Origin of the sequence: Rhizobium sp. CRRU65 (assembly GCF_048551595.1) — a bacterium.
GTDB lineage: Bacteria > Pseudomonadota > Alphaproteobacteria > Rhizobiales > Rhizobiaceae > Rhizobium > Rhizobium leguminosarum_J.
This window is the reverse complement of the sequence record NZ_JBLYZH010000003.1, coordinates 441,047-453,310: the sequence shown is the minus strand read 5'-3', so window position 1 is coordinate 453,310 and position 12,264 is coordinate 441,047. Positions and strand designations below refer to the sequence as shown.

The 12,264-nt window shown below is 62.1% G+C and carries 7 protein-coding genes; 6 read left to right on the top strand and 1 reads right to left on the bottom strand.

All coding sequences use genetic code 11. The features are described 5' to 3' along the window. Window positions 1-55: 55 nt before the first annotated feature. The 3 genes from ACM5SV_RS08430 to ACM5SV_RS08420 all read left to right on the top strand — a co-directional run bounded on the left by ACM5SV_RS08430 (window position 56) and on the right by ACM5SV_RS08420 (window position 8,580). Window positions 56-313 (top strand): YMGG-like glycine zipper-containing protein, encoded by a 258-nt coding sequence (locus tag ACM5SV_RS08430; protein WP_012759223.1) that lies wholly within the window; start codon window positions 56-58, stop codon window positions 311-313. 169 nt (window positions 314-482) lie between these two features. Continuing rightward, window positions 483-2,411, top strand: coding sequence for an autotransporter assembly complex protein TamA (locus tag ACM5SV_RS08425; protein WP_221991892.1), 1,929 nt, complete (start codon window positions 483-485; stop codon window positions 2,409-2,411). Between the two features lie 67 nt (window positions 2,412-2,478). Further along, window positions 2,479-8,580, top strand: a complete 6,102-nt coding sequence (locus ACM5SV_RS08420; RefSeq protein ID WP_222014522.1) for a translocation/assembly module TamB domain-containing protein — start codon at window positions 2,479-2,481, stop codon at window positions 8,578-8,580. 64 nt (window positions 8,581-8,644) lie between these two features. Here the strand turns inward: ACM5SV_RS08420 and ACM5SV_RS08415 are convergent, their stop codons facing one another. After that, window positions 8,645-9,082, bottom strand: a complete 438-nt coding sequence (locus ACM5SV_RS08415; protein WP_221969465.1) for an Lrp/AsnC family transcriptional regulator — start codon at window positions 9,080-9,082, stop codon at window positions 8,645-8,647. Window positions 9,083-9,206: 124 nt separating this feature from the next. On the opposite strand from ACM5SV_RS08415, the gene rocF reads away from it, so the two are divergent. The 3 genes from rocF (at window position 9,207) to ACM5SV_RS08400 (ending at window position 12,193) form a co-directional block, all read left to right on the top strand. Continuing rightward, complete coding sequence (gene rocF, locus ACM5SV_RS08410) at window positions 9,207-10,142, top strand: arginase (RefSeq protein WP_012759227.1); 936 nt, start codon at window positions 9,207-9,209, stop codon at window positions 10,140-10,142. A gap of 76 nt (window positions 10,143-10,218) precedes the next feature. Then, on the top strand, window positions 10,219-11,418 hold the full coding sequence (gene rocD / locus ACM5SV_RS08405) for an ornithine--oxo-acid transaminase (protein ID WP_012759228.1): 1,200 nt from the start codon (window positions 10,219-10,221) through the stop codon (window positions 11,416-11,418). A gap of 298 nt (window positions 11,419-11,716) precedes the next feature. Next, the gene (locus ACM5SV_RS08400; RefSeq protein WP_003543427.1) at window positions 11,717-12,193 is read left to right on the top strand and encodes a chemotaxis protein CheW; all 477 of its coding nucleotides are present in this window, start codon (window positions 11,717-11,719) and stop codon (window positions 12,191-12,193) included. Window positions 12,194-12,264: the final 71 nt, after the last annotated feature.

Sequence of the window (12,264 nt, the reverse complement as noted above, 5' to 3'; positions counted from 1 at the left end):
CAAAAAATAAAAGGGACGGCCTTTGCCCACTGGGCAACAACCTCGGAGAAAAAAGATGAAGAAAGTTGTCATACTCGCATTGATCGGCCTGTCGATCGCAAGCTGCACGCCGACGCAGCAGGGCGCCGGCATCGGCGCTGCATCAGGTGCCGTCATCGGCGGCGTAGTCACCGGCAACGTCCGTGGCGCGGCAGTCGGCGCCGCTATCGGCGGCGTGTCCGGCGCCCTCATCGGCAGCGTCGCCGAACAACCCGGCCAGTGCTACTATCGCGACCGCTACGGCCGCCGCTACATCGATAGTTGCCCGCGCTGAGAGCACTTGGAAATCGGTAAATTCAGGAAATCCCGGACACAGGTCCGGGATTTTTTGTGCTAAATTAGCGCGTTGGCAATTTAAAATGGTACACCCCGCGCGATTTTGTCGCTAAGCTGTTCACGGCTGGGCAACGAAGCTTCAATGTAGACATAACCAAAAGCGGCGGATGCGGATCAGAGGGACAGGCCCGAAAACAAGTACTGCGTATCGGCGAACAGGCACCATGATGGTGGTCGCAGCGGCAGCTGCGTTCTCACCGGTCCTGATCGGCGACGCTTACGCCTTCAAGCTTTTCGGCATCACCATTTTCGGTAAGGAAGAAGACGAAGGCGAACAGGTGCCCGATCCGGTGCGCTACCAGGTCGAACTCAAAGCCGATACCGCCGATCCCGACCTGAAAGAAGCGCTGGAAAACAGTTCCCGTCTCGTCAGCGACCAGAAGCAGCCGGTGTCCGGCGATCTCGGCGTGGTCGTCAAGGCGCGCGACGACCGTGAGCGGCTGATCGCCACTCTGTATGAAAAGGCCCGTTATGGCGGCTTGGTGACGATCACCATCGACGGCAAGAATATCGACGACCTGCCGCCCAATCCGACATTCGACCGGTCCGGGCCGATCCCCGTTACCGTCGACATTGCTCCCGGCCCCGTTTTCAAGGTCAGGGAGGTCCAGTTCGGCGGCGATGCCGCAAACCATAATCCCGCCGATTACGATCTCGCCCCCGGTGCGCAGGCCGGCTCGCTCGCCATCATCAGGGCCGGTGACAAGATCGTCCAACAATTGAAGAGCGAAGGCCGGCCGTTTGCCAAGTTGACCGAACGCAAGGTCGTCGCCGATCACAACAGCGATACCGTCGATATCGTCCTTGCTGCCGAAGGCGGTCCCATCGCCCCGATCGGCGATGTCGGAGTCACCGGCGAGAAGACCGTCAGGCCAGCTTTCATCCAGCGTTATTCCCGGCTGAACAAGGGCGAAGCCTATTCCCCGGAAGCGCTGAAAAAGGCTGGCGAACGCCTTCGCGCCCTCGGCGTCTTTTCGAGCGTCACCATCCACCAAGGGGATGCGCTGGCACCGGATGGCACCTTGCCGATGACGATCGAGGTTTCGGAAGGCAAGAGACGCTACTTCGGCGTCGGCGCGCAATATTCCACCACCGACGGCTTCGGCGTTCAGGGCTATTGGGGCCACCGCAACCTGTTCGGCGAAGCCGAAACGCTGAGGATCGAGGGAGCGGTCTCGCGGCTTGGCGAAACGACGGATGTCGGCAGCCTCGACTATTCCGCCGGCATCCTCTTCACCAAGCCCGGCGCCTTCTTCCCCGCCGCCACGCTGAAGGCCGGCATCATCGCCAAGACCGAAAATCCGGATGCCTATAACGCCACGCTCGTCACCGCCTCGCTCGGCCTTTCCTACGAGCTGACCGACCAGGACACGATCTCCGCGAGCGGCGAGGTCAGCTGGGAGCGCGACGACGACGCCTTCGGCACGAACGACTATCTGACCTTCACCTTGCCGATCCAATATGATCGCGACGCACGCGACGACAAGTTCAACCCGACAGAGGGTTATCGCGCGACGCTCTCGGCAAAGCCCGGCTACGAGATCTTCAACGCCACGCCCTATGCGGCATTCGAGGGCTCGATCTCCGGCTACTTGCCGTTCGGCCAGGAAGACGGCGTGGTGCTTGCCGGCAAGGTCGCCGCCGGCGTCCTGATCGGCGGCGATAGCATTGGGGACATTCCCGCCACGCAGCGCTTCTTTGCCGGCGGCGGCGGCTCGGTGCGCGGATACAGCTATCAGGAAATCTCGCCCTACAACGACAATGGCGATCCCACCGGCGGCCGCTCCTATGTGACTGGTTCGCTGGAAGCCCGCATCAAGATCACCGATACGATCGGCATCGTGCCCTTCATCGATGTCGGCACCGTATCGGACAGCACCTTTCCAGGTTTTTCCGATATTCGCGCCGGCGCCGGCGCCGGAATACGATATGCAACGCCTTTCGGCCCGCTGCGGCTTGATTTTGCCATGCCGCTGAACAAGTACGAAGATGGCACAGATTACGGAATCTACGCCGGCATCGGCCAATCCTTTTAGGACTGCCGATTCCGCTCGTGTTTTCCGATCTGTGAGCCGTCATGAAAACGGGGTAGTGTTCGCGCCGATGCAAACGCTGACAAAAATCGTCAACTGGATCGTACGGCTCACCGGCTATGCCGTCGGCGCCACGTTGATTCTTGCCGTCGTCGCACTGGCGATCTTCGGCTTCACCAGTTTTGGCGCTCGCATCGTTACCGAAAAGATAGCCTCCACGCTTTCCAACCGCGACATGACGATCGAGGTTCGCGAACCGCAAGGCCTTTTGACCGGCGGGCTTCGCGCCGCCGAGATCTCCATCTCCGACACCAGGGGCGTCTTTGCGGAAATTCATGGCGTCGCGATCGACTGGAATCCGTTTGCGCTACTGACCGGAACCTTCCATGCCAAACGCTTCGAGATCGAAGCGATCAACGTGCTGCGCAAGCCGGTACGCACCCTGCCCTCGCGGCCCCAAGCTGAAAATTCCGGCGGATTCAGCCTTCCGATCAAAGTCGATGTCGACCGCATCGCGCTGCCCGATATCAAACTTGCCGCACCCGTTGCCGGCCGCGCCTTTGCGCTCGCTGCCGAAGGCAGCCTTTCGGCGAACGGCGATGGCGGCGAGGCCGTCGTCAATGTCAGCCGTCACGCGGTTCCGGATGCGCGGCTTGCCGCCGACATCGCTTTTGCGCCAGCCGAAAACCGGCTGCGGCTGAAGGCGCAGCTGTCCGAGCCGAAGGGCGGACTGCTGGCGGGCTTTCTCGGCCTGCCGGACAGCCCGGCCGTTAACATCGATCTCGATGGCCAGGGGCCGATATCCGATTGGAAAGGCAAATTGCAGGCTGCCCTCGACGGGCAGCAACGTGCCGCAATCGAAGCCCGGCACCAGATTACGGAAGACGGGCTGCACCACCTCGACCTCAAGGGCGGCGGTGACCTGAGCTCGCTGCTTCCATCGGCATTCCGGCCGCTTTTTGCCGGCCAGACCAATATCGATCTTGCCACCACCTTCGACAATCACGGCAAGATCGATATCCAGACCGGCAATATCGCCACCGGCAGCGTTGTGATCGCCGCATCGGGTACCCTCGATCCTGCCGGCAACAACAGCCTGAACGCCAATCTGCTCGGCACGTCGGGGCCTGTCGATTTCCGCTGGCCGCTCGCCGAAGGCGATGCCCGCTTCCTGATATCAGGCCTCAACCTGGCGCTGACAGGCGATGCGCAGACCGCCCGACTGAACGTCAGCGGCTCGCTCGACACCGCAACCCTGCCGCAGGCCACTATCGGCAACATCAAGCTGACCGCAAAGAGCGACGCCTTCAATCTCGCCGCCCGTTCCGGCAGCGTCCAGCTGCGCCTCGTTGCTGGCGATACGACCTTTACCGAGCCGAACCTCAATCGCGCCGTCCAAGGCCCGGTCACGATCGCCTCGCCGCTGCAGATCTCGCCCTCCGGCATCGGATTCAACGGCACCACCGTCGAAAGCGCCAATATCAACGGCGGCCTCAATGGCTCCTACCGGCTGGCGGACAAAGCGCTGACCGGCAACCTCAAGCTCACCATCAACCCGGCAGCCCTGCCGGCTGCGGTGACAAGCAGGTTCGACGGACCGATCTCGCTCGAAAGCCAGGTGGTCGGCACCATCCCGTCAAAATTCGCGCTGTCCAATCTCGTCCTGAAGTCCGGTACGCTCGAAGCCGCCGGCAACGTCGCACTCGATGGCGGGATGTTGAATGCCGATCTCTCGGGCCGGCTGCCTGACATCGGCAAGCTCATCCCCGGCGCCAGCGGTGGGGCGGGTTATGCGTTGAGAGTGGGAGGTGAGCTCCCGGCAATTTCCGTGGCGGCCAATCTCAAGGCCGCCAGCCTTGAAATGGCAGACCGCACGCTCGGCAACCTCAATATCGACTTGTCGGGTCTTGCTGATCCCAAAGCGCCGCAAGGCAGGATCGCCGCCACCGGCACGATCGACGGCCAGCCGATCGGCATCAACGGTGATATAAGTTCGCAGGACGGCAAGACGAGCATCCCGGCGCTGACCGCCGATATCGGCGGCAACCGGCTGACCGGCAATGTGGAATTCTCGCCTACCCTGGAGCCAACAGCCGCACTGACCTTCGATTTCCCCAATGTCGGCCTGCTCGCCGCACTCGGCGGGCAGAAGGCCGACGGCGATCTCAAAGGGTCGCTCGGCGTCAGCAGCGATGGCGGCAGGATTGCGCTCAAGCTGCTTGCGACCGGCGGCTCGATCCGCCGTGATACGCTTGCGATCGTCAAGCCGGATATCGATGTCACGGTCAGCGATCTCAAAGCCCTTGCGGCAAACGGCACGGTCAAGGCCGAGGAGGTAAGTGCCGGAACGAACAGGCTCGCCGGCCTTTCGCTTAGGTTTACCAAGCAGCAAGACCATACCGATTTCGATCTCAATGCTGCCTATGACGGCAATCCCGTGCTGGCCGCCGGCAATATCGAGGCAGCGGACGGCACGATGCACCTGAACCTTGACCGGTTCTCGGCAAGCCCCCGCAATATCCCGATCGAGCTTGCCGCCCCGACGCAGGTCGCCGTCGGCGGCGGTGCCGCCAGCCTGAACGAACTGACGCTGAAGACCGGCACCGGTTCGGTGACCGTCACAGGTTCCGCCGGCGAAACGCTGAAGCTCGATGCAGACATCCGCGAGCTGCCGGCAGCCCTCGCCAACGGTTTCGTGCCCAACCTTTCAGCCGGCGGCACGATCTCCGGAACGATTGCCGTGACCGGAACACCGGCGGCACCGGTCGCCGATTTCAAGCTCGACTGGAAGGATGCGACGACGGGCCAGACCAAAGGCGCCGGCCTGGCACCGCTCGGCATCACCGCCGGCGGCAAATTCGCCGACAACAAGCTCGATTTCAACACGACGGTCGGCAGCAATGACGGCCTTTCGCTCAAGGCTGCCGGCAATGTCGCGCTCGCCGACCCGAAGGCACCGGTGCTTGATGTCAACGCCGATATCCTCAACCTGCCTGCGCGCATCGCCAATGGTTTCGTTCCCGATCTCGCCGCCGAAGGCACGATTACAGGAAAAGTGGCGGCCTCCGGTTCCCTCGCTGCCCCCACCGCCAATTTCGATCTCGATTGGAAAGGTGCTGCGACGAGCCAGACGAAGCGCGTCGGCCTTGCCGATCTTGGCCTCAAGGCATCCGGTAAATTTGCAGACAGCAAGCTCGATTTCGATACAGTGATCGGCGGCGCCAACCGCCTCTCGCTGAAGGCAAACGGCAATGTCGCCATCACAGGCACGACGATCGGCAACGTCAAAGTCGATGCCGTGCTGGCGAATGTCCCGGCGAATATCGCAAACAGCTTCGTCGCCGATCTCGCCGCCGAAGGCACGATCTCTGGAAAGATCTCGGCCACCGGGTCACTTTCCGCCCCGAGTGCCGATTTCGATTTCAATTGGAAAGACGCTGCGACGAGCCACACGAAACGTGCTGGCCTTGCAGCGCTCGGCTTGACCGCATCGGGAAAATTTGCCGAAAACAAGCTTGATTTCAATGCGGCGGTCAGCGGCGATAAAGACCTCTCCCTGAAGGCCATGGGCAATGTCGCATTGGCCGGTACGGCGATCGACAGCATCAAGGTCGATGCCGAGATCGCCAAGCTTCCGGCCAGCCTCGCAAACGCCTTCGTTCCCGATCTGGCGGCCGGCGGCACGATATCCGGCACTATGTCCGCCGCCGGGACACCTGCCGCACCGAAGGCCGACTTCAAGCTCGACTGGGCGGATGCTGCGACCAGCCAGACCAGAAGCGCTCATCTCTCGGGCCTCGCACTTGCCGCATCCGGACGCTTCGCCGACGACCGGCTCGATTTCGATGCCAATCTCGGCGGCCGGGACGGCCTCTCGCTGAGGGCCGCCGGCAACATCGCGATATCAGGCACGTCAGTCCGCAACCTCGACGTCAAGGCCGATCTCGCCAACCTTCCTGCAGGCCTCGCCAACGGCTTCGTCCCCGGTCTTGCCGCAGAAGGCGCCGTGTCGGGCACGGCATCCGCCTCCGGCGCGCTGCCAAAGCCAGCGGTCGATTTCAAGCTCGACTGGAAGAACGCCGCGACCGCCCAGACCAAAAGCAGCGGCCTTTCGGGCCTGAGTGCCGCGGCATCCGGCAAGTTCGCCAACGATCGGGTCGACTTCGATGCCAACCTTACCGGCAAGGACGGCGTGTTGGCCAAGGCGACGGGCGGCGTCGCGATCGCGGGAACGGCCATCCGGGACCTTTCGATCAATGCCGATATCCCGGCGCTGCCGGCAAATATCGCAAACGCCTTCGTTCCAGGACTCGGTGCCGAAGGCACGCTTTCGGCAAACGCCGTAACGTCGGGAACCCCGGCAAATCCGGTCGTCGATTTCAAGCTCGACTGGAAGGATGCCGCGACCAGCCATACCAAGGCTGCCGGCCTGTCCCGCCTTGCGTTGGCGGCGACCGGGAAATACGCCGGTGACAGGCTGGATTTCGATGCCGCCCTCAACGGCGGCGGCGGCATTGCGCTGAAAGCTGCCGGCAATCTTGCCATCGCAGGCACGTCGATCCGGTCGCTCGATGTCACGGCAAATACCACCAATCTTCCGGCCGGCATTGCCAACGGCTTCGTTCCCGGCCTTGCAGCCGAGGGCGCGGTCTCGGCGACCGTAAAGGCCACCGGCGCGCTGTCGGCGCCCTCCGTCGACTTCAAGGTTGATTGGAAGAACGCAGCGACGAGCCAGACAAAAGGTGCCGGCCTTTCGCCGTTCAGCATCGACGCATCAGGCAAACTTGCCGGAAACAGGCTGACGGTCGATACCAGTCTTGCCGGTGATGCCGGCATGTCGCTGAAGGGCGGCGGCAGCGTCGTCATCACAGGCAATCGCGCCATGGACATGCGCTTCACAGGCAATCTTCCTTTCGCCGTGCTCGGCGCCCCGCTTGCGCAACAGGGCCTCGTCGCCGACGGCGTCGCCACCGTCAATCTCCAGATCGGCGGAACGGCCGCAGCACCCGTCATCAACGGTACTGTTTCGACCAATGGCGCAAAGCTCGTCGACGTCCGGCGCAATATGGCCGTCAACAATCTGACGGCGACAGTGACCTTCAATGGCAGCCAGGCGGTGATATCCCGCCTCACCGGCAGCCTTGGCGGCGGCGGCACGATTTCGGCCAGCGGCACCATCGGCATCCAGCCGGCCGGAGGCTTTCCCGCCGACATTTCGATCAAGCTCGACAAGGCGGTCTATGTCGATGGAACCCTTGTCGTCTCGACAGTCAATGGCACGGTCGGCCTGCGCGGGCCGATCACCAATGCAACGCTGAGCGGCAAGCTTCGGCTGGACAAGACCTCGATCACGGTCCCGGAAAAATTGCCGACCTCGCTGAGAGAAATCGACATCCGCCACAAGAATGCGCCGCGCGCGGTGCTTGCGCAGCTGCGCGATGACGGCGAGCGCAAACCCGGCGAGAAATCCTCCGTGATCACCCTGGATCTCGAAATCGATGCGCCCTCGCATATCTTCGTGCGCGGCCGCGGCATCGACGCCGAGCTTGGCGGGCTGGTGACGATCCGCGGAACGGCGGCTGCACCCATCGTGACCGGCGGTTTCACCATGCACCGCGGCCGCATGACCATTCTCAACCGCCGCCTGGATTTCTCCGACAAGAGCCGGATCACCTTTGCCGGCGACATGACGCCGGCGCTCGATATGGAAGCGACCTCGGCCTCCGGCACGACGACGCTGACCGTCGACGTCGCCGGCCTCGCCACCGACCCCGCCATCACCTTTTCCTCCTCGCCCCAGCTGCCGCAGGACGAGGTGCTGGCGCAGCTGATTTTCGGCCAATCGATGTCTAAGCTCTCGCCGGTGCAGATCGCCCAGCTCGCCGACGCCGTCAGTCAGCTGGCCGGCAACCGCTCCACCTCGCTTTTCGAAGGCCTGCGCAACCAGCTCGGCGTCGACGATTTCGACGTCAGCACCGATTCCAAGGGCCAGACGAGCGTCAGCGTCGGCCGCTATCTCAACGACCGCACCTACTTCGAATTGCAGCAGGGCGGTTCGGCCGGCGCCAAGGCGGTGATCAACCTCGATGTCGGCCGCGGCGTCAAGCTGCGCGGTGGGGCCGGTGGCAATGGTGAAGGCGAAGCCGGCATTGTCTATGAGCGGGAATACTGATCCATCTCGCCCGAAGCTGGGCAGCGGCTTTGGACCGACGGCATACACAAGGCTTTAAGCCGACTTAGAAGCCGGTTTTGCTCGTCTTGAGAAGGATATTGGTCTCGGTCGAATTGATGCCGTTGACCAGCCGGATGCGGCGCAGCGTCTCGTCGAAGGAGGCGAGGTCGCGATCCTCGAGTTCGGCGATGAAATCCCATTTGCCGTTGGTGCTGTGCAGCGCGCGCACCTGCGGCAGGCCCCGCAACTGATCGGCCACCCTGTCGGCGAGCTTGCCGAGCACCTCGATCATGACGATGGCGCGAACGCCGGCGGAGCGCGTCTCATGGCCGGTGCGGATGGTGAAGCCGACGATGATGCCGCTGGCCACTAGCCGGTCGATACGGGCGGCAACCGTTGCCCGCGATGCGCCGGTCATCGCCGCAAGCGAGGAGACGGAGATCCGGGCGTTATGGCGAAGTGCACTCAGAAGTTCGGTGTCGAGATCGTCCACGCTGATCACTTTGTCAAAAATGGTTTATCAATTTGCGCAATCATAGTCCATTTCTGACACTTTTCCATCTTTTTGCCGCCAGCCCTTTATCCCACTATCGGTCGAAACAGGCCTCAACACGGAGCCCTCCAAAATGAATGCCCAATCGCGATCTGTCACCCTCATCGGCGCGCCGCTGGAAGAAGGCTCCGGCCGCAGAGGCGCTGCCATGGGCCCTGCGGCCCTGCGCATTGCCGGCGTCGACCAGACGCTGATCGAGCTTGGCCATGACGTTGCCGATCTTGGCGATCTCAGGATCGTACCGGCGATGGACCTGCCGAACCACCCGAAGGCCCACAATCTGAGGATCGTCGGTGCCTTCACCCGCGCGCTCGAAAGCAGCGTCCACGACGTCGCGGCCTCCGGCCGTTTCCCGCTGATTCTCGGCGGCGACCACAGCCTTTCCATGGGCAGCGTCTCCGGCATGGCCCGTTATGCCGCCGGCAAAGATCGCCCGCTCTTCGTGCTCTGGCTCGATGCCCATGCCGATTTCAACTCTCCGGCCACATCGCCTTCCGGCAATATTCATGGCATGCCCGTCGCCTTCTTTTGTGGCCAAGCGGAGTTCGCCGAGATCCTGCCGAAGGGCCGTCCGCTCGTCGACCCGAAGAATGTCTTCCAGGTCGGCATCCGTTCGGTCGATGCGCGCGAGCGCGAGGAAATCCACGAACACGGCGTCAACGTCTTCGACATGCGCGCGATCGACGAGCAGGGTATCGGCGCCACCATGCGTGAGATCCTCGATGTCGTCACCAAAGCGAACGGCCTGCTGCATGTCAGCCTCGATCTCGATTTCCTCGATCCCGAGATTGCGCCGGGCGTCGGCACGACGGTTCCGGGCGGCGCGACTTTTCGCGAGGCGCATCTGGTGATGGAAATGCTTTCGGACAGCGGCCTCGTCTCGTCGCTCGATCTCGTCGAGCTCAATCCGTTTCTCGACGATCGCGGCAAGAGCGCCCGCATCCTGGTGGAACTGACGGCAAGCCTCTTCGGCCGCCGCATCTTCGATCGTCCGACACGCGCCGCGTAAGAGCATGTCGAGCAAAAGTGTGCGGCGGTTTTGCGATAACGACATGCGTTGAAATAAGATTAGAGGGAGAACGACCATGAACACTTCGGAAAAACTGATCGCCACTGAACAACGGCTCGGCGCCCATAACTACAAGCCGCTCGACGTGGTGCTGACGCGTGGCGAAGGTGTTTATGTCTGGGATACCGACGGCAACCGTTATCTCGATTGCCTCTCGGCCTATTCCGCCGTCAACCAGGGCCACTGCCATCCGAAAATCCTCGCCGCCATGGTCGAACAGGCAGGCAGGCTGACGCTCACCTCCCGCGCCTTCCGCAACGATCAGCTTGCCTATCTCTACGAAGAACTCGCGGCTCTCACCGGCTCGCATAAGATCCTGCCGATGAATTCCGGCGCCGAAGCGGTGGAGACCGCCATCAAGGCGGTGCGCAAATGGGGTTACGAGGTCAAGGGTGTGCCGGAGGGCAAGGCGGAGATCATCGTCTGCGCCGATAATTTTCATGGCCGGACGCTGAGCATCATCAGCTTCTCGACGGATCCCGAGGCCCGCAGCGGTTTCGGCCCCTACACGTCAGGTTTCCGCATCATTCCGTTCGGCGATGCCGAGGCTTTCGCCGCCGTAATCAACAGAAATACCGTGGCCGCCTTGATCGAACCGATCCAGGGGGAAGCCGGCGTCATCATTCCGCCGGCGGGTTATTTCACCCGCATCCGCGAGCTTTGCACGGCAAACAACGTCACTCTTATCCTCGATGAGATCCAGACCGGCCTCGGCCGCACCGGCAAGCTGCTGGCCGAGGAGCACGAAGGCATCGAGGCAGACGTGACGCTGATCGGCAAGGCGCTATCCGGCGGCTTCTATCCGGTGTCGGCCGTGCTTTCGAATTCCGAAGTTCTGGGCGTGCTGAAGCCCGGCCAGCACGGCTCGACCTTCGGCGGCAATCCGCTCGCCTGCGCGGTGGCCCGCGCAGCACTCAAGGTGCTGACGGAAGAGGGCATGATCGAGAACGCCGCCGTTATGGGCGACTATTTCCTCGAAGGCTTGAGGTCGATCCGCTCGAACATCGTCAGGGACGTCCGCGGCCGCGGCCTGATGATGGCCATCGAGCTGGAACCCGAAGCCGGCGGCGCGCGGCAATATTGCCATGCGCTGAAGGAGCGCGGCCTTCTCGCCAAGGACACCCACGACCACACAATTCGCCTCGCTCCGCCACTGGTCATATCTAGAGAGCAGGTCGATTGGGCGGTCTCGCAGATCGAAGAGACGATAAGCTGAGTAAATCGGCGAACTTCTTCTTGAGGATCTCGAATAAGCCTGGAGTATCCTGACTGCGAAAATTTCGGCTGGAGGAGATCGGCAGCAAAACTGCCTTGCCTTCATCCGAGCTTAAAAACCTTCGCAATCCCGTCACCCAATTTAGATTTGGGCAACACTCTTTCGCTAAAGTCATCGATAACCGTAACGATGCTTCGCCGAGCGCAAAGCCATCGCGTGGGATGAAGGCAAAGCTTGTCCGCGCCAATGGTGGCGCATCCGCTTCTGCCCTGGCTTACGATAGTTGGGAAGAATTCTAATGGCGACGATCAATTCAACTAACTTCAGCGGCGATACGCTCGAAATTATTGCCTTCCGCCTGCATGACCAGGAATTCTGCGTCAAGACCACGACCATCCGCGAAATCCGCGGCTGGGCGCCGTCGACGCCGATCCCCCATGCACCGGCCGATGTCATCGGTGTCATGAACCTGCGCGGCTCGGTGATCCCGATCATCGATCTTGCTTTCAAACTCGGCATGAAGAGCACCGTCGCCAATGAGCGCAGCGCCATCGTCGTCGCCGAAGTTCACAGCATGGTCATCGGCATGCTGGTCGACCGCGTCTCGGACATTCTCACCATCTCGTCCAGCCAGGTCCAACCGGTGCCGGAAGTGACCGCCTCCTTCGACCGGGCCTATTGCGAAGGCATCATCGCCTCGGAAAATGGCATGATCTGCTTCCTGAACCTCGCCAAGATGTTCAAGGAAAACGAGACGGATGAACTGGCCGCCTGATTCTGAGAAGCCGCTAAATTATTGAAAAACCGCCCTCCGGGGCGGTTTTTTATTGCGTGAGATACTCGGCT